We start from the raw sequence: 17,789 nt of genomic DNA on the forward strand, positions 1-17,789 counted from the left end.
TGCCCGAAACACAAAGCCCACCACCTACGCGTCATCACCCTGACCGACCACCGAGGCCGACTGCTCTGGGCCTCCGCAGCGCAACCAGCCCGACTCCACGAGGCCACCCACGCCAAACGCCTGCGCCTACCGCCACGACTACGCCACCACCACCTGACGGTCATCTGCGACCGCTTCCACACCCGCCTCGATGATCAACCCACCACCAACCCGAGCGTCATCGTCGGCCGCCGCGCCTGCCGCAACCACAAACTCACCCCCGCCGAAAAAATCACCAACGCGCTCATCGCCCGCGAACGCGTCGCCAACGAACACGCCCACGCCCACCTGAAAAACTGGCGCATCCTGCACCGACTACGCCGCGACTGGCGACGCGACGCCACCGCCCTGGTGCGGGCCCTACTCGTACTCACCCACACCGAGATCACCCGCTGAACCCGCCCCCGGGCAACGACCCACCCTGAAGATCAACAAGCCTTCAACCAGCCCGAAACCACCTCACACCAACACGTCAAGACCCACTGACCAGCACAAACAGGATGCAACTAGCCCAATGAAGTCGAGTGGATCATGGCGAGGGGTGACCCCGACGCCGGGCGATGCGGCGACGCCGGGCAGTGTTGCCGAGGCGGTGGCCGTACAGGAGGGGTTGCGGCCGCTTGTCGACCTGGTCGGGCCGGGGCCGAGCGCGCCGGAGACGGTGGCCGGCCTGGACGTCGCGTACTCCCAGGGTGGTGACCTGCTGGCGGCGGCGGTGACGGTGCTGGATGCCCGGACCTTGGTCGTGGTGGACTCGGCGGTCTGTGTGGGGCGGCCCGCGTTCGATTATGTGCCGGGGTTGTTCGCCTTCCGTGAGTTGCCCGCGTTGCTCAGCGCCTTGGACCGCCTGGCCACGATCCCGGATCTGCTGGTGTGCGACGGGCACGGGCTGGCGCATCCGCGTCGGTTCGGGCTCGCCTGCCACCTCGGCGTGGTCACCGGGTTGCCCGCGATCGGGGTGGGCAAGACGCCGCTGGTCGGGACGTGGGATCCGCCGGCCGCCGGGCGGGGTGCCTGGTCGCCGCTACGGGACGGCGCTGACGTCGTCGGCCGGGTGCTCCGCACCCAGGACGGCGTGAAGCCGGTCTTCGTCAGCGTCGGACATCGAATGAGCCTGGAGAACGCGACCGCGCAGGTGCTCGCGCTGACCCCGCGGTTCCGGCTGCCGGAGAGCACCCGCACCTCCGACCGACTCTGCCGCGACGCCCTCTCCCGGGCGGAGCACCCGCACTGACCCCGGCGTCCTGCCCGGAGTGAAACCACGCGTGAGCAGGGTCGTCGGGCCGGGTCCCAAACCGTAACGCGGCACACGTCCGGGGCGCTCTGTGACCGGCGGGGTGGGTGGGGCGGTAGTAGCCTGGCCCGCGGACCCCACCCGGGGAGACGGCGAGGTGATCATGACGGTGCGTCGACGCGCGGCACGGCTCGCGGCGGTCTGCGGTCTGGTGGGCGGCCTGGTGATGCTCGGCGCGTCGCCCGCGCTGGCCGACGGCGACTCGGTCCGGGTGGGCGCGGCCAGCAGCTTCACCGCCGGCGGTTCCGCGCAGGGGGTGAACGTGGCGGTGCGCAAGCGCACCGACGGCTGCGTCCTGCTGCGTACCGGAGTGGTTCTCAACCTTTCGGGTCTCCAGCCGGACCAGGTGAAGGTCGAGGTCAACGCGGGCAGGCAGTGGCTCCCGGTGGCGGTCAGCGGCGGTGGCGGCAACGTGGGGACCGTGCAGACGACGCCGTTGAAGCCCACCCTGTGCAAGGGCAAGGGGATCACCGTGCGGTACCGGGTGAGCTTCGGTGCGGCTGTCCCGGGTGGCCGGCTCATCGTGATCGGCGTGGGTTCCAACGCGACCGGTCTGGAACTCGGCCGGGGCAGCGACACGGCGAAGGTGAACGGCGCGCGGGTCACCCCCTCGCCGACGCCGTCGAAGAAGGCGACGCCCACCCCGAGTCCGACCGACGTCGCGATCGTCGACGACGCGGTGACACCGGCGGCACTGGGCGGCACCCCCGGTGCGCCGGACACCTCGGCGGCTGCCGCGGCCTCGTCCGGCACATCACCGGTGATGATCTTCGGCATCGTCATGGTGGCGATCGGATTGCTGCTCATCGTGCTGCTGTTCCGTCGCTCGCGCCAGGATCGCCGGCCGTCCGACGAGCCGACCGGCACGCTGCCGGGCAACCCCGGCGGCACCACCTACCGGGCCGGCGGTGGGTCGCCGGCCGCGTCCGGTCGCCCTGGCCAGGTGTACGGCCAGCAGCCGCCGCCCGCCGGTCCGGGCGCCGCGCCACTCCCGCGCCCGGGCGCCATGGCTTTCCCGCGCCCGCCAGCGGGTCCGGGTGCTGTGCCGTCCCCGCACCCGGCCGCCGGTGGCGTCTACGGTGCCCGGCCCGCAGCCGGTGCGCCCCCGGAGGCGACGCAGCCGATGCCGGGAGCGCCGGAAAACCGCCAACTGCCCGGGGATCCGCCCCCCGACGATGGCGGTCGCACCGTGATCATGCCCCGGCTCCCCGGCTGAGCGGGGCTCGACCCGGACCCTCCGTTACGCTCAGGCTCGGTGTCTACCTGCGGCCAAGGAGTGGAACACGTGTCTGATCTGTCCCAGATTGTGAAGGCGTACGACGTCCGAGGGACGGTGCCGGACCAGTGGGACGAACGGGTCGCCGAGGCGCTGGGAGCCGCGTTCACGCAGCTGCTCAACTCCACCGAGGAGCCGGGTGACGCGGTGGTCGTCGGGTACGACATGCGCGCCACCTCGCCCGGACTGGCCGCCGCGTTCGCCACCGGCGTACGGGCCGAGGGCCGTTCGGTGATCGAGATCGGGCTGGCCTCCACCGATCTGCTCTACTTCGCCTCCGGCTCGCTCGACCTGCCCGGCGCGATGTTCACCGCCAGCCACAACCCCGCCCAGTACAACGGCATCAAGATGTGCCGGTCCGGCGCGCGCCCGATCGGGCAGGAGAGCGGTCTGGCGGAGATCCGGGAGCGGGCCCAGGCGCTGCTCGACTCCGGCGAGGCTCGCCCCGCCGGTACGCCCACCCGGCCGGCCGAGCGGCGCGACCTGTTGCCCGACTACGCCGGCTACCTGCGCAAGCTGGTCGACCTCTCGGGCATCCGGCCGCTGAAGGTCGTCGTCGACGCCGGCAACGGGATGGGTGGCTTCACCGTCCCCACCGTGCTGGGCGACGCCGCTCTGTCGCCGTTGCCGCTGGAGATCGTGCCGCTCTACTTCGAGCTGGACGGCACCTTCCCCAACCACGAGGCCAACCCACTGGATCCGGCGAACCTGGTCGACCTCCAGCGCGCGGTGGTGGAGCACGGGGCCGACATCGGGTTGGCCTTCGACGGCGACGCCGACAGGTGCTTCGTGGTGGACGAGCGTGGCGAGCCGGTCTCGCCGTCGGCGATCACCGCCCTCGTTGCCGCGCGGGAGTTGGCCAAGCACCCCGGCTCCACAGTGATCCACGGCCTGATCACCTCCAGCGCGGTCGCGGAGATCATCCGTGAGCACGGTGGGAAGCCGGTCGTCGCCCGGGTCGGGCACTCCTTCATCAAGGCGGAGATGGCCCGGACCAACGCCGTCTTCGGCGGCGAGCACTCCGCGCACTACTACTTCCGGGACTTCTGGTTCGCCGACACCGGGATGCTCGCGGCGATGCACACCCTGGCCGCGCTGGGCGAGCAGTCGCTGCCGCTGTCCGTACTGGCCGGCGAGTACGAGCGCTACATCGCCTCCGGCGAGATCAACTCGACGGTGGCCGACCAGGCGGCGGCGGTGGCCGAGGTGCGGGCCGCGTACCCCGACGCGGTGACCGACGAGATGGACGGCCTCACCCTGCGGTTCCCCGACGGCGCGTGGTTCAACCTGCGCGCCTCCAACACAGAGCCGCTGCTGCGGCTCAACGTCGAGGCGCCTACCCGCGAGCGGATGGTCTCGCTCCGGGACGACGTGCTCGACCGCGTTCGCCGATAAGATCGCCTGCGCCGGTCGGCACCGCCGCCGGTCAAGCCGCACACCCGGTCGGTACCGCCGCCGGTCAAGCCGCACACGTGGAAGGAGCCGTGCCATGGCCCTGGATCCGCAGTTGCTCGAGATTCTCGCCTGTCCGGACACGCACCACGCCCCGCTCACCTACGATGCCGAGGCGCAGACGCTCACCTGCACGGAGTGTGGCCGGATCTTCGAGGTCCGCGACGACGTGCCGGTGCTGCTGCTCGACGAGGCGCGCGGCGGCCCAGGGCAGTCCTCATGATCGACGGTACGGCCGGGGTCAGCGGTCGTCGCGACGCCGACGAGGCCCTGCTCGACAACCCGGAGGCGCTGGCCGAGCACGATCCGGGCGGCATGCTCCGGCACACGGCGTCGGCCGGTGCGCAGGTTCGCGAGAGCGCGGCTCTGGCCGCCGAGGCGAACCTGGCGGTCCTCGCCGACGACGGGCGTCCCCGAGCCGTCGTCATCGCCGGTATCGGCACCGCGGGGCGTACCGGGGATGTGTTGGCCACTGTCGCCGGTCCGCGCTGCCCGGTCCCGATCATCGGGCACCGCAGCGCGGGCGTACCCGGCTGGGTGGGCGCGGCGGACGTGGTGATCGCGGTGAGCGCGTCCGGTCGTAGCCCGGAGGCGCTCGGCGCGGCCGAGGCGGCGCACCGGCGGGGTGCCCGGCTGGTCGCCGTGGGTGCCCCCGACTCGCAGTTGCAGTCGATCGCCGAGCAGGCCCGAGCGCCGTTCATCCCGGTGCCCCGGCGTGCCCCGGCCCGAGCCAGCCTCTGGGCGCTCACCATTCCGGTCCTGCTCGCGGCTCGTTCGCTCGGGCTCGTGAAGGTCAACGAGGCGGATCTGGCGGAGACCGCGGCCCGGCTCGACGCGGACGCCGACCGCTGCCGTTCCGCCGCGGAGTCCTTCGTCAACCCGGCGAAGTCGCTGGCCCTGGGCCTGGCCGGCTCGATCCCGATCGTCTGGGGTTCGTCCCCGCTGGCCACCGTGGCCGCCCGCCGGTTCGGCGACACCCTGTCGGCCAACGCCCGCTACCCGGTGGTCACCGGGGCGCTCGGCGAGGCCGGCCGGGGCCGGGTCGGGCTGCTCGACGGCGTCTTCGGCGGCCTGGCCGAGGGCGAGCGGGACATCTTCGCCGACCGGGCGGAGGACGACGGCGAGGGCACCCGGCTGCGGCTCGTGCTGCTGCGCGACGGCGGGCTCAACGCCGAGGACGACACCGACGAGCCGCTGGCCGTCGAGGAGCGCCGCGCGGACGCGGTGCAGACCCTCGCCGAGCGCCGTGGCGTGCGGTGCGACGTGGTGACCGCCGAGGGCGGCTCCGCCCTGGAGCGGCTGGCCTCGCTGATCGCGGTCCCGGATTTCGCCTCGATCTACCTTGCTCTGGCACACGGGCTGGACCCGATGGCCGTACCGGCCATCACCGAAATGAAGGAGCTGTCGAACCAGTGAACGAACGTAGGGGGCGGCGCGTCATGCGCGGGCCGGTTGGCTTCGTGCGGCGAAGCGGAGCGGTGGCATGAGCGCGAACGGTGGGACGAAGGCGATTGTCGCCGCCCTGCTGGCCAACATCGGCATCGCCGTCACCAAGTTCATCGCCTTCCTGCTCTCCGGGTCGTCGTCGATGCTGGCCGAGGCGGTCCACTCGGTCGCCGACTCCGGCAACCAGGGTCTCCTGCTGCTCGGCGGCAAGCGGGCGAAGCGGGCTGCCACCCCGGAACACCCGTTCGGGTACGGCCGGGAGCGTTACATCTACGCGTTCATCGTGTCCATCGTGCTGTTCAGCATCGGTGGCCTGTTCGCGCTGTACGAGGCGTACCACAAGTGGGACTACAAAGAGGGCATCAAGGAGTGGCACTGGTTGCCGGTGGTCGTGCTGGTGGCGGCGATCATCATGGAGTCGTTCTCCTTCCGGACGGCCATCAAGGAGTCCAATCACATCCGGGGCAACCAGTCCTGGGTGCGTTTCATCCGCCGCGCCAAGGCGCCGGAGCTGCCGGTGGTGCTCCTGGAGGACTTCGGCGCGCTCGTCGGTCTGGTGTTCGCGCTGTTCGGTGTCGGCATGACGCTGATCACCGGCAACGGCCGGTGGGACGCCGCGGGCACCGCGATGATCGGCGTCCTGCTTGTCGTGATCGCCGTGGTCCTGGCCTTCGAGACGAAGAGCCTGCTGCTCGGTGAGGGCGCCGAGGCGTCCGACCTGGCCACCATCGAGCGGGCCGTCACCGACGGCCCCGAGGTGGAGCGGATCATCCACATGAAGACGCTCTACCTGGGCCCGGAAGAGCTGATGGTGGCCGCCAAGATCGCCGTTCCGGAGTGGGAGAGCGCCCACGACCTGGCGCGGGGCATCAACGCCGTGGAGGCGCGGATCCGCGCCGCGGTGCCGATCGCCCGGGTGATCTACCTGGAGCCGGACGTCTACAGTGCCGCTGCCGCCGAGGCCGGCACCGGCGCGGCGGCCGACACGGCCGTGCCGCAGGACGCGTCGGGCGAAGCGGCCGGGCGGCCCGGGGGCTGAGCTGTGGAGCCACTTTACGGACCGATTCGCGACTACGCCTGGGGTTCCCGCTCGGCCCTCGCACTCCTCCAGGGTCGGGTGGTGCCCAGCGCGGGGCCGGAGGCGGAGCTGTGGCTGGGCGCCCACCCGGGCGCTCCGGCCAGCGTAAACCGCGCCGGCCTGCAGGTGAGCCTCTGCGACCTGGTGCGGGACGAGCCGGGGCAGTGGCTCGGTCAGCGGGTGTCCGAGCGGTTCGGCGGCCGACTGCCGTTCCTGCTCAAGGTGCTCGCCGCCGATGCTCCGCTGAGCCTGCAGGCCCACCCGGACGCCGAACAGGCGCGGGCGGGCTACGCGGCCGAGGCCGGGCTTCCCGAGGGCCAGCGCAACTATTCCGACCCGCATCACAAGCCGGAGTTGCTCGTCGCGCTCACGCCGTTCGAGGCGCTGTGCGGTTTTCGGGATCCGGCGGAGTCGGCCGAGGCGCTCGCCGCGTTCGGCGTACCGGAGTTGGCGCCGGTGGTCGCCGCGTTGCGGGCCGGGCCGGCGGGGTTGCGCACGGCGGTGCGGACGCTGCTCGGCTGGCCGGTCGCCGAGCGTCCCGAGCTGCTGGCCTCGGTGGCGGCGGCGCCGGTCGACGGCCCGGACGCGGAGTTGGCCCACCGGCTCGCCACGGCGTATCCGGCGGATCCGGGCGTACTGGTGGCGTTGCTGCTGCACCACCTGCGGCTGGTGCCGGGGGAGGCGATCTGGATGCCCGCCGGCAACCTGCACGCCTACCTGAGCGGCTGTGGCGTGGAGATCATGGCGGCCAGCGACAACGTGCTGCGGGGTGGACTGACCCCGAAGCGGGTGGACGTCGACGAGTTGCTGCGGGTGCTTCGCTTCGAGGTGCTCGACGAGCCGGTGCGAGCCGCGCTGCCGGTGGGTCCAGGTGTCGACTGTTGGCCGGTGCCGGTGGATGATTTCGCGCTGCACCGGGTGCGGGTGGGCGCGGCGGTGCCCTTGGTCACGCTGCCGTTGCCCGGCCCCCGGGTGGTGCTCTGCGCCGGTGGCGCGGTCACCGTGGACGACGGCGCCGGTGCGGTGACGCTGGCGTCCGGCGAGGCGGCGATCGGCACCGCGGCCGGCGAGCCGCTGCGGATCAGCGGCGACGGCGAGGCGTACGTGGCGACCTCCGGATTGCGCTGACCCGTCCGCGTCCAACGACGACACAAGTCCGACTTTTCCGGAATAGCTTGACGGCGAGTTGCCTGAGTGTGACTCTATGGGTACGCAGCGTTATCGCGACGACGGTCCGAGAACGTGCGGGGAACCAAACCGGGGGGATGCACGGGGCGGGCGGGACGTGGGCGGGAAGGTCCGCTCATCACCGACCGCCCCGTGCGCTGTCCGTGGACCGTGCCGGACAGGGAACGGCGGCGCGCGTAAGGTGGAGGGTCGGCGTAGACATCGTTCGACAGGAGCTTTCATGACCAGCACCCTCCCGGCGTCCCCCAGCGGTACGCCGTCCGAGGCCCGGCCAAGCACCCTCGCCGAAGGCGACTTCAAGGTGGCGGATCTGTCGCTCGCCGAGTTCGGGCGTAAGGAGATCCAGCTCGCCGAGCACGAGATGCCCGGCCTGATGGCGATTCGACGGGAGTTCGCCGAGGCGCAGCCGCTTGCCGGCGCGCGGATCACCGGCTCGCTGCACATGACCATCCAGACCGCCGTCCTGATCGAGACGCTGGTCGCGCTCGGCGCACAGGTGCGCTGGGCTTCCTGCAACATCTTCTCCACCCAGGACCACGCCGCCGCGGCGATCGTCGTCGGCCCGAACGGCACCGCCGACGCCCCCGCCGGCGTCCCGGTGTACGCGTGGAAGGGCGAGACCCTCCCGGAATACTGGTGGTGCACCGAAAGAGCTCTTACGTGGCCGGCGGGCTCGCCTGGCGATACCGGCGAAGCCGGCTTGGGCCCCAACATGATCCTGGACGACGGTGGCGATGCCACCCTGCTCGTGCACAAGGGCACCGAGTTCGAGAAGGCCGGGGCCGTCCCGCCGGTCGAGTCCGCCGACTCCGAGGAGTACGCGGTCATCCTGGAGTTGCTGCACCGCTCGCTCGGCGAGGACGGCCAGCGCTGGACCCGGATCTCCGCCGGCATCAAGGGCGTGACCGAGGAGACCACCACCGGCGTGCACCGGCTCTACGAGATGCACCGCGCGGGCACCCTGCTCTTCCCGGCCATCAACGTCAACGACTCGGTGACCAAGAGCAAGTTCGACAACAAGTACGGTTGCCGGCACTCGTTGATCGACGGCATCAACCGGGCCACCGACGTGCTGATCGGCGGCAAGATGGCCGTGGTGATGGGCTACGGCGACGTGGGCAAGGGATGCGCCGAGTCGCTGCGTGGCCAGGGCGCCCGGGTCGTGGTGACCGAGGTCGACCCGATCTGCGCGTTGCAGGCCGCGATGGACGGCTACCAGGTGGCCACCCTGGACGACGTGGTCGAGCAGGCGGACATCTTCATCACCGCCACCGGTTGCTTCGACGTCATCACCAACGAGCACATGGCCCGGATGAAGCACCAGGCCATCGTCGGCAACATCGGCCACTTCGACAACGAGATCGACATGGCCGGTCTGGCCAAGCGTTCCGACGTGGAGCGGATCAACATCAAGCCGCAGGTCGACCTGTGGCGCTTCGCCGACGGGCACGCCATCATCGTGCTCTCCGAGGGTCGCCTGCTGAACCTGGGCAACGCGACCGGGCACCCGAGCTTCGTGATGTCGAACTCGTTCGCCAACCAGACGATCGCCCAGATCGAGCTGTTCACCAAGACCGAGGAATACCCGATCGGCGTCTACGTGCTGCCCAAGCACCTGGACGAGAAGGTGGCCCGGCTGCACCTGGGCGCGCTCGGCGCCAAGCTGAGCACGCTGACCAAGGAGCAGGCCGCGTACCTGGGTGTCTCGACCGAGGGTCCGTTCAAGCCGGACCACTACCGCTACTGATCGACGCGCTTCCGGACCGGGTCGGCTGTTCGCAGCCGGCCCGGTTCGTCGTCTTCCGCCCGGAGTCGGCGGGGTCAGCCCGAACGGGAGTCGCGGCGGGTGGGGCGGAACCACGTCCAGACGCACCAGGCCAGCCAGGCGAGCGACACGACTGTGGCCAGCGCCCGCAGGCGCAGCGCGCTGAGCAGCAGGACCACGGCCAGCACCGCCAGCCACGGCAGGAATCCCTTCACGGCGGGCATCCTGTCACAGCCGAAGGGTGGTGTCCGTCGCCGACCGGCCTGGCCTGCGGCGCAGGGGTCGAGTGAGCTTGTCGTGTACGACTTGACGAGGCTCCTGAGCAGGGAGCAAGGTATGCCTGCCCTAAGTTGGTTGAGGCGCACCTGATGAACTCGGAGCCCGGATGTTCGCCACCTACCTGATCGGCCTGCGGGAGGGTCTGGAAGCCACTCTGGTGGTCAGCATCCTCGTCGCCTTCCTGGTGAAGTCGCAGCGCCGGGACCGGCTGCCGCAGGTCTGGGCGGGCGTCGGCCTGGCCGTGGCGCTGTCGGTGCTCTTCGGCTGGCTGATCGAGTACACGTCGACCTCGCTGTTCTCGCGCTACGAGGACCGGGAGCTGTTCGAGGCGACCACCTCGGTCGCCGCCGTGGTCTTCGTCACCTGGATGATCTTCTGGATGCGCCGGGCGGCCCGGACCATCGCCGGCGAGCTGCGGGGAAAGCTGACCGAGGCGCTTGCCGTCGGCTCGTTCGCGGTCGCCGGCATGGCCTTCCTCGCGGTGATCCGGGAGGGTATGGAAACCGCGCTGATCTTCTACTCGGCCGCCCAGGGCGCGGCCGGTGACAGCGGGCCGCTGCTCGCGTTGATCGGCGGCATCGTCACCGCCGTGGTGCTCGGCGTGCTGCTCTCCGCCAGCGCCCTGCGGATCAACCTCACCAGGTTCTTCACCTGGACCGGCGCGCTGCTGATCCTGGTGGCCGCCGGCATCCTCAAGTACGGCGTCCACGACTTCCAGGAGGCAGGCGTCCTGCCCGGCCTGAACGACCTGGCCTTCGACATCACCGGGGCGCTCGACCCGACCACCTGGTACGCGGCCCTGCTCGCCGGCATGTTCAACGTGACGCCCGCGCCCACCGTGCTGGAGACGATCGCCTGGATCGGGTACGCCGTGCCGGTCCTTCTGCTCTTCCTGCGACCGGCCCGCCGCAAGCCGGCACCCGCCGCGGCAACCACAGTCACCGAGCGCGGAGCCGACACCGGCACCGAGGCCGAGGCCGAGGCGGCCGCCACGCCGCAGCGTGCCTGACCCCCACGAGGAGAGACAGCTCAGATGCGTACCACCCGATTTTTCGCGCTGGCCGCCGTCGGCGTGCTGGCGACGGCCGGTCTGGCCGCCTGCTCCGACTCCGACGAGGGTGACTCGGCCGCGTCCGGCGGACCGATCGTGGTCAAGGCCAGCGACACCGCCTGTGAGGTCGGCTCGACCGACCTGGGCGCCGGCACCGCCACCTTCAAGATCACCAACTCCGGCGCGAAGGTGACCGAGTTCTACGTGTACGCCGACGGCGACCGCGTCATGGGCGAGGTGGAGAACATCGCCCCGGGGCTGAGCCGTGAGCTGCACGTGGAGTTGCCGGCCGGCACCTACCAGACGGCCTGCAAACCCGGGATGAGCGGCAAGGGCATCCGGGGCGCGCTCAAGGTCAGTGGGTCGGCGCAGCCGCTCACCGCCGACGCCGCGTTGGCCGGCGCGGCCGAGAACTACCAGCGCTACGTCAAGAGCCAGACCGACGCGCTGCTGGACAAGACCGAGGAGTTCGTCACCGCGGTCAAGGCCGGCGACGTGGCGAAGTCCAAGACGCTCTACCCGGTCGCCCGCACCTACTGGGAGCGGATCGAGCCGGTGGCCGAGATCTTCGGCGACCTCGACCCCAAGATCGATGGCCGCGAGGAGGTCATCGAGGAGGGGATGGAGTTCACCGGCTTCCACCGGATCGAGAAGGACCTCTGGCAGTCGGGCGACATCAGCAAGGACGGCCCGATCGCCGACCGCCTGCTGGTGGACGTCAAGGAGATCGTGACCAAGGCCAACGCCGAGAAGCTCTCCCCGCTCCAGCTCGCCAACGGTGCCAAGGAACTGCTCGACGAGGTGGCCAGCGGCAAGATCACCGGCGAGGAGGACCGCTACTCGCACACCGACCTGTGGGACTTCGCCGCCAACCTCGAAGGTTCCAAGGCCGCCGTCTCCGCCCTCCGCCCGGCCCTGCAGCAGCGCTCGCCGGAGCTGGTCACGCAGTTGGACACCGAGTTCGCAAACGTGGAGACGCTGCTCGGCAAGCACCGCGACGGCGACGGGTGGAAGCTGCACACCGCGCTGAGCAAGGCCGAGCTCAAGGATCTCTCCGACGGGATCAACGCGCTCACCGAGCCGATCAGCAAGGTCGCCGCAGCCGTCGCGAAGTGACCTTCCGGCAGAAGGAGTCGAGTCGATGAGTGGGAGCAGGTTGACCCGGCGCCGGGCCATCACCCTGGCCGGCGCCGGGGTGGCCGGGGTCGCCGGAGTGGCGGCCGGCGCGGGGGCGCTGTTGAACGGCTCCCACGGTCCGGCCGCGGCGAGCGACCACCCGGCCGGGGCGGTGCCGTTCCACGGCGAGCACCAGGCCGGCATCGTCACCCCGGCCCAGGACCGGCTGCACTTCGTCGCCTTCGACGTGATCACCAAGGACCGGACCCGGCTGGTCGAGCTGCTCGAGGAGTGGTCCGCCGCCGCCGCCCGGATGACCGCGGGGCGGGACGCCGGAATCCTCGGCGCGGTCGGCGGGATGCCGGAGGCTCCGCCGGACGACACCGGCGAGGCGCTCGGCCTGCCCCCGTCGCAGCTCACCCTGACGATCGGCTTCGGGCCGACGTTGTTCCGCGACGCCGACGGGCGGGACCGCTTCGGCATCGCCGACCGGCGGCCCGTCGCCCTGGCCGAGCTGCCGAAGTTCCCCGGCGACGCCCTGCAGGCGCAGCTCTCCAACGGTGACCTCTGCGTGCAGGCGTGCGCCAACGATCCGCAGGTCGCGGTGCACGCGATCCGTAACCTGGCCCGGCTCGGCATGGGCGTGGTGAGCGTTCGCTGGTCACAGCTCGGCTTCGGGCGTACCTCCTCGACCTCCCGTGACCAGGCCACCGCGCGCAACCTGTTCGGGTTCAAGGACGGTACGGCCAACCTCAAGGCCGAGGACACCGAGTTGCTGCGCGACCAGTTGTGGGTGCAGCCGGGTGACGGGCCGGACTGGATGACGGGCGGCTCGTACCTGGTCACCCGCAAGATCCGGATGCTGGTGGAGACCTGGGACCGGACCTCCCTGGCCGAGCAGGAGGAGATCGTCGGCCGGACCAAGGGCAGTGGTGCCCCCCTCGGCCGGACCGACGAGTTCGACGAGCCGGACTTCGCCGCGCGCGGCGCGGACGGCAAGCCGGTGATCGCCGAGCACGCGCACGTGACGCTGGCCCACCCGAGCCGCAACAACGGCGCCCAACTGCTGCGCCGGGGCTACAACTTCGTCGACGGCTCGGACGGCCTGGGCCGGCTCGACGCGGGCCTCTTCTTCATCGCCTACCAGCGCGACCCGCGCCGCCAGTTCGTGCCGATCCAGACCCAGTTGGCGCGGCACGACGTGATGAACGAATACCTGCGGCACGTCTCCAGCGGCGTGTTCGCCTGCCCGCCCGGGGTACGCGACGGCGGGGACCACTGGGGGCGCGCGCTCTTCGGCTGACCCGGGGTCAGGTTGGTGACAGCCGGCCCCGGCCGCGGCCGCGGTGGCGCCGGGTGCCGTCGAAGGGGGATCATGGTGTCAGCCTGGGCCGGAGCTCTCATCCTGCGCCGGGCACCGCAGCCCGTGGCGCCGCCGCCGCGGGTCGCGAGGAGCGCTTCTGCGGCGGCACCCTGCGTTACCGACGGACGCCGGTCCCACCGAACTGAATGAGGATGCAATATTAATCCCATGAGAGCCCGCGTACTGGTGGTCGACGACGACCCCGCGCTCGCCGAGATGCTCGGCATCGTGTTGCGCAGCGAGGGTTTCCAACCCTCGTTCGTGGCGGACGGCGAGCGGGCGTTGGCCGCCTTTCGTGACAGCCGTCCCGATATCGTGCTGCTCGACCTGATGCTGCCTGGTATGAGCGGTATCGACGTCGCCCGGTCGATTCGGGCGGAGTCCGGCGTGCCGATCGTCATGCTGACCGCCAAGAGCGACACCGTGGACGTCGTGCTCGGCCTGGAGTCCGGTGCCGACGACTACGTGGTGAAGCCGTTCAAGCCCAAGGAACTGGTCGCCCGGATGCGGGCCCGCCTGCGTCGAGGCGAGGACGTGGCCCCCGAGATGCTGACGATCGGGCCACCCGACAACCAGATCACCATCGACGTGCCCGCGCACACCGTCAGCCGCAACGACGAGGAGGTGAAGCTGACTCCGCTGGAGTTCGACCTGCTGGTCGCGCTCGCCCGCAAGCCGCGTCAGGTCTTCACCCGTGAGGTGCTGCTGGAGCAGGTCTGGGGCTACCGGCACGCGGCCGACACCCGCCTGGTCAACGTGCATGTCCAGCGACTGCGCGCCAAGATCGAGCCGGACCCGGAGCGACCGGAAATCATCCTCACCGTGCGGGGCGTGGGATACAAGGCGGGGACCGGATAGCCTGGTCGCACTGTGTCGACCTCGCCGCCCCCACACTCCCCGAGCACGGCTGCCCGCCGGCCCAGCGCCGGTGGGGAGATCTGGCGCGCGGTGAGCGGCCGGGTCGCCCGGGTGGTGGGCCGCGTGCACCAGACCTGGCGGCGCTCCCTGCAGGTCCGGGTCGTGACCATCACGCTTGTCGCGTCCAGCCTGCTGGTCGGCGGTTTCGCGTTCGTGATCGCTGACAAGATCACCACCATCCTCCTCGACAACGCCCGCAGCGACGTCCGACAGCGGGTGATCACCGGTGCCAGCTACGCGGCCAAGCAGGTCTCCCTGTACGGCCAGTCGCAGGAGGCGCAGCTCCAGGAGACCATCGACGGCACGGTCAACTACCTGGCCGGCGGCGACCCCCAGCAGACGAGCGGTGTGGTGGTGGCGATCACGGCCGACGGCTACCAGAACGACATCCAGACCCGCACCTCGCCGTCGGTGAACGTCCAGGCGCTGATCAGCCCGGAGCTGCGGGCCACGATCGCGGACGGCAAGGTGGCCAGCCAGATCCGCACCGGGCGGCTCACCGGCGAGTCCACCAAGTATCTGGTCTACGGCTCGCCGGTGCCCACCCGCTTCGGCCAGATCGAGCTCTACTACCTGGTGCCGTTGACCCGGCAGGACGTCACCGCCGCCGACGCCCGAGCCACCGTCGTCGCCACCGGGGTCGCCCTGGTGATCCTGCTCGGGCTGCTCGCGGCGCTCGTCACCCGGTTGGTCGTCAACCCGGTCCGGGTCGCCGCACGGACCGCCCAGCGACTCTCCGCCGGCCTGCTCGACCAACGCATGGTGGTCAACGGTGAGGACGACCTCGCCCTGCTCGCCGCCTCCTTCAACCAGATGGCCACCAACCTGCAACGGCAGATCCTGCGCCTGGAGGAGATGTCCCGACTACAGCGTCGGTTCACCTCCGACGTCTCGCACGAGCTGCGTACCCCGCTGACCACCGTACGGATGGCCGCTGACCTGATCTTCGCCGAGCGTGACGAGTTCGACCCGGCGGTGGCGCGCAGCGCCGAGCTGCTCCAGGCCGAGTTGGACCGCTTCGAGGAGTTGCTCACCGATCTGTTGGAGATCAGCCGCTTCGACGCGGGTTTCGCCATGCTGGACTCCGAGCCGACCGACCTGGTGCCGGTGGTGCACCGGGTGGTCGACCGGCTGGGCGGCCTGGCCGAGCGGGTGGGCGTACCCATCGAACTCGACCTGCCGGGCACTCCGGTGATCGCCGAGGTCGACCCGCGCCGGGTCGAGCGGGTGCTGCGCAACCTGGTCGGCAACGCCGTCGAGCACGGCGAGGCCCGACCGGTGCTGATCACCCTCGGCGCGGACGAGACCGCCGTGGCGATCACCGTGCGCGACCGTGGCGTGGGGCTCAAGGCGGGCGAGGAGAAGTTGGTGTTCAACCGGTTCTGGCGAGCCGACCCGTCCCGGGCACGGCAGACCGGCGGCACCGGGCTGGGCCTGTCGATCAGCCTGGAGGACGCCCGGCTGCACGGCGGCTGGCTGGAGGCGTGGGGTGCACCCGGGCAGGGCGCCCAGTTCCGGCTCACGCTGCCGGCCCGCGCGGGAGACCGGCTGACCACCTCGCCGCTGCGCCTGGTGCCGGCGGACGCCGCGCTGCCGTTCGGCGGTCCCCGCGACGGCGGCCCGCTGGCCATCGGGCCCGGCACCGGCGGGGCACTGGCGATCGGCCCGGCGCCGACCGGGGACGGACAGCGGGCGGAGGTGCGCTCATGAGACGGCCGACCCTGGTCGCGGCGCTCGGCGTGGTGGTGCTGCTGGGCGGTGGCTGCGGCATCCCGGCGGCGTCCGACGTGCGGGTGGACGGCAAGGGCGGGACCGCGACGGAGGCCGGCGCGGTCAACGGTCCCGGCAACGAGCCGCCGACGCGAACGGCCAGCGGCAGCGTCAACGAGGCGTTCGTCCGCAACTTCCTGTCCGCCGCCGCCGGAGAGCCGGATCGGGCGTACGAGCGGGTCAAGGCGTTCATCGCCCCGGAGCACAAGTCCCGCCTGCAGGAAAAGAAGGGCAGCGAGGTCGCGCTGAACGTGGTGCGGCTGCGTGAGGCGGTCTACACCCTCAACAGCGACTCGACCACCACGGTGAAGATCACCGTGCAGCAGATCGGCGTCCTGCGGGCCAACGGCACCCTGGCGCCGCCGGTGGCGACCGAGACGGAGTACGAGTTCGGGATCCGCAGCGCGGCGTTGAACGGCGCCGTGAACGACGAGCGGGCCGGGTTGTACATTTTCGACCCGCCGAACGTGCTGCTGCTCAGCGACGCCGCCCTTCGTCGCTACTACCAGGACGAGTCGATCTACTTCTGGAGTTCGGACCGCACCCGCCTCGTGCCCGACCAGCGCTACCGGCCGCTCGCGGTGCCGGAAGAGCGCCGGGTCAACGAGGTGGTGAAGTGGCTGGTCGGTGGTCCCTCCGACTGGTTGCGCCCGGGTGTCGTCGGGCTGCCCGATCGCACCGAGCTGATCAACAACGCCACCGGCGGCAACGGCCGGTGGGAGGTCAACCTGGACATGTCCGGCGACGACCAGAACGGGATCGACCAGTTGATCACGCAGATCGCCTGGTCGTTGGGGGACCTGCCGGGTCAGCTGGAGCTGAAGATCCGCAACAACTCGCTGCCCGTACAGGACCTGAGCGAGCGACGGAACTCCGCTCAGCTCTACCCGATCGCCGAGAGCCCGCAGCGGTTCGGCCTGTACGAGGGCGCCATCCACCCGCTCGACTTCGGCAGCGAACTCAGCGGCACCGTGCCGTTGGCACCCGAGGCCAACCGCAACATCGTCTCCGCCGACCTGGCCATGGCCAAGGAGCAGCGGGTCCTCGCCGCGTTGGTGGTCACCGGCAGCAGCGACGGCAGGCGCCGCCTCGCGGTGGGTGCGGGTGCCGCGCCGGTCTCCGTCCCCTTCCGCAGCACGTCCGAATACTCCTCGATGAGCCGCCCGGTCTGGTTGCGTTCGGTCGACGCACGCCCCGGCCGCGGCCTGGTCGTCGCCGACGGGCAGCTCTACCGGTTCGACGAGTCGGCGCGGATGTATCGGGTGCCCCTCAACCTGCCCGCCGACGTCAGTGCGGTTGCTGCCGCGCTGGACGGCCAGCGGGTCGCGCTGATCGCCGGTGGCCGGCTCTACGTCGCCGCGGTGAACCTGGACGGCGGCGGCGTCTCCATCGGCCCACCCCGGCAGCTGGCCACCTCGCTGACCGCCCTCACCGCTGTCGACTGGGGCAGCGAGGACCAACTGGTGGTGGCGGGGTCCGTCGGTCAGCCGGCGATCTACGAGATCAGCGTCGACGGCGCACTGGAGACGCCGCTGCGGACCGACCTCGGTGCCAAGGTCAACCACCTGACGGCGTACCCGACCAACCGCATCGTCCGGGTGCCCAGCGGGGCCTACATGTACGAGGCGAACGGGGTGGCCTACCGCAGCAGCCCCTTCGAACGGATCGAGCCCGGCCGCGTACGCGACATCGCCCCGGTTCCGGCAGGTGTCCGCCCGAGCAACCCGTCGGCACCGTTCTTCCTCTACTGACCG

16 protein-coding genes are annotated in these 17,789 nt (G+C 71.1%); 15 read left to right on the top strand and 1 reads right to left on the bottom strand.

What is annotated here, in order from left to right; all coding sequences use genetic code 11:
* The 9 genes from AB0C25_RS23405 to ahcY all read left to right on the top strand — a co-directional run.
* A partial coding sequence (locus tag AB0C25_RS23405) for a transposase family protein (RefSeq protein WP_357376377.1) occupies nt 1–435 on the top strand: 435 nt, incomplete at its 5' end.
* Nucleotides 436–580: 145 nt separating this feature from the next.
* On the top strand, nt 581–1,273 hold the full coding sequence (locus AB0C25_RS23410) for an endonuclease V (RefSeq protein WP_357376378.1): 693 nt from the start codon (nt 581–583) through the stop codon (nt 1,271–1,273).
* A gap of 157 nt (nt 1,274–1,430) precedes the next feature.
* Entirely contained in the window at nt 1,431–2,549 is a 1,119-nt protein-coding gene (locus AB0C25_RS23415; protein ID WP_357376379.1) for a hypothetical protein, read from the top strand.
* A gap of 69 nt (nt 2,550–2,618) precedes the next feature.
* The gene (locus tag AB0C25_RS23420) at nt 2,619–4,004 is read left to right on the top strand and encodes a phosphomannomutase/phosphoglucomutase (RefSeq protein ID WP_357376380.1); all 1,386 of its coding nucleotides are present in this window, start codon (nt 2,619–2,621) and stop codon (nt 4,002–4,004) included.
* A gap of 94 nt (nt 4,005–4,098) precedes the next feature.
* The gene (locus tag AB0C25_RS23425; RefSeq protein WP_091394023.1) at nt 4,099–4,284 is read left to right on the top strand and encodes a Trm112 family protein; all 186 of its coding nucleotides are present in this window, start codon (nt 4,099–4,101) and stop codon (nt 4,282–4,284) included.
* Nucleotides 4,281–5,477, top strand: a complete 1,197-nt coding sequence (locus AB0C25_RS23430) for an SIS domain-containing protein (RefSeq protein WP_357241990.1) — start codon at nt 4,281–4,283, stop codon at nt 5,475–5,477. Before AB0C25_RS23425 ends, AB0C25_RS23430 begins: the two co-directional genes overlap by 4 nt.
* Nucleotides 5,478–5,544: 67 nt before the next feature.
* Nucleotides 5,545–6,546 (top strand): cation diffusion facilitator family transporter, encoded by a 1,002-nt coding sequence (locus AB0C25_RS23435; protein WP_357376381.1) that lies wholly within the window; start codon nt 5,545–5,547, stop codon nt 6,544–6,546.
* Between the two features lie 3 nt (nt 6,547–6,549).
* Nucleotides 6,550–7,713, top strand: a complete 1,164-nt coding sequence (manA, locus tag AB0C25_RS23440; RefSeq protein WP_357376382.1) for a mannose-6-phosphate isomerase, class I — start codon at nt 6,550–6,552, stop codon at nt 7,711–7,713.
* Nucleotides 7,714–7,993: 280 nt separating this feature from the next.
* Nucleotides 7,994–9,520 (top strand): adenosylhomocysteinase, encoded by a 1,527-nt coding sequence (gene ahcY, locus AB0C25_RS23445; RefSeq protein WP_357376383.1) that lies wholly within the window; start codon nt 7,994–7,996, stop codon nt 9,518–9,520.
* 74 nt (nt 9,521–9,594) lie between these two features.
* Here ahcY and AB0C25_RS23450 read toward each other — a convergent pair whose 3' ends face one another.
* Nucleotides 9,595–9,753 (bottom strand): hypothetical protein, encoded by a 159-nt coding sequence (locus AB0C25_RS23450; protein WP_357376384.1) that lies wholly within the window; start codon nt 9,751–9,753, stop codon nt 9,595–9,597.
* A 170-nt stretch (nt 9,754–9,923) separates the two neighbouring features.
* Here AB0C25_RS23450 and efeU point away from each other — a divergent pair, with 170 nt between their 5' ends.
* The 6 genes from efeU to AB0C25_RS23480 all read left to right on the top strand — a co-directional run bounded on the left by efeU (nt 9,924) and on the right by AB0C25_RS23480 (nt 17,786).
* Nucleotides 9,924–10,826, top strand: a complete 903-nt coding sequence (gene efeU / locus AB0C25_RS23455; protein ID WP_357376385.1) for an iron uptake transporter permease EfeU — start codon at nt 9,924–9,926, stop codon at nt 10,824–10,826.
* A gap of 24 nt (nt 10,827–10,850) precedes the next feature.
* Nucleotides 10,851–11,984 (top strand): iron uptake system protein EfeO, encoded by a 1,134-nt coding sequence (gene efeO / locus AB0C25_RS23460; protein WP_357376386.1) that lies wholly within the window; start codon nt 10,851–10,853, stop codon nt 11,982–11,984.
* A 25-nt stretch (nt 11,985–12,009) separates the two neighbouring features.
* Nucleotides 12,010–13,287, top strand: a complete 1,278-nt coding sequence (efeB, locus tag AB0C25_RS23465) for an iron uptake transporter deferrochelatase/peroxidase subunit (protein ID WP_357376387.1) — start codon at nt 12,010–12,012, stop codon at nt 13,285–13,287.
* Between the two features lie 228 nt (nt 13,288–13,515).
* Nucleotides 13,516–14,205: an MtrAB system response regulator MtrA gene (gene mtrA / locus AB0C25_RS23470; RefSeq protein ID WP_110564421.1), complete on the top strand. Its 690-nt coding sequence runs from the start codon at nt 13,516–13,518 to the stop codon at nt 14,203–14,205.
* 12 nt (nt 14,206–14,217) lie between these two features.
* Complete coding sequence (gene mtrB / locus AB0C25_RS23475) at nt 14,218–15,975, top strand: MtrAB system histidine kinase MtrB (protein ID WP_357376388.1); 1,758 nt, start codon at nt 14,218–14,220, stop codon at nt 15,973–15,975.
* A complete protein-coding gene (locus tag AB0C25_RS23480; RefSeq protein WP_357376389.1) occupies nt 15,972–17,786 on the top strand; it encodes an LpqB family beta-propeller domain-containing protein in 1,815 nt (604 codons plus the stop codon). The genes mtrB and AB0C25_RS23480 overlap by 4 nt, the downstream gene beginning before the upstream one ends.
* The last annotated feature ends 3 nt before the right edge of the window (nt 17,787–17,789 follow it).

This window comes from Micromonospora sp. NPDC048839 (assembly GCF_040649915.1).
Classification (GTDB): Bacteria; Actinomycetota; Actinomycetes; order Mycobacteriales; family Micromonosporaceae; genus Micromonospora.

What these genes read in the sequence shown, in the direction of transcription:
- AB0C25_RS23425 (WP_091394023.1), top strand. Translation starts at nt 4,099, where the DNA reads ATGGCCCTGGATCCGCAGTTGCTCGAGATTCTCGCCTGTCCGGACACG.
- AB0C25_RS23430 (WP_357241990.1), top strand. Translation starts at nt 4,281, where the DNA reads ATGATCGACGGTACGGCCGGGGTCAGCGGTCGTCGCGACGCCGACGAG.
- AB0C25_RS23435 (WP_357376381.1), top strand. Translation starts at nt 5,545, where the DNA reads ATGAGCGCGAACGGTGGGACGAAGGCGATTGTCGCCGCCCTGCTGGCC.
- ahcY (WP_357376383.1), top strand. Translation starts at nt 7,994, where the DNA reads ATGACCAGCACCCTCCCGGCGTCCCCCAGCGGTACGCCGTCCGAGGCC.
- efeU (WP_357376385.1), top strand. Translation starts at nt 9,924, where the DNA reads ATGTTCGCCACCTACCTGATCGGCCTGCGGGAGGGTCTGGAAGCCACT.
- efeO (WP_357376386.1), top strand. Translation starts at nt 10,851, where the DNA reads ATGCGTACCACCCGATTTTTCGCGCTGGCCGCCGTCGGCGTGCTGGCG.
- efeB (WP_357376387.1), top strand. Translation starts at nt 12,010, where the DNA reads ATGAGTGGGAGCAGGTTGACCCGGCGCCGGGCCATCACCCTGGCCGGC.
- mtrA (WP_110564421.1), top strand. Translation starts at nt 13,516, where the DNA reads ATGAGAGCCCGCGTACTGGTGGTCGACGACGACCCCGCGCTCGCCGAG.
- AB0C25_RS23480 (WP_357376389.1), top strand. Translation starts at nt 15,972, where the DNA reads ATGAGACGGCCGACCCTGGTCGCGGCGCTCGGCGTGGTGGTGCTGCTG.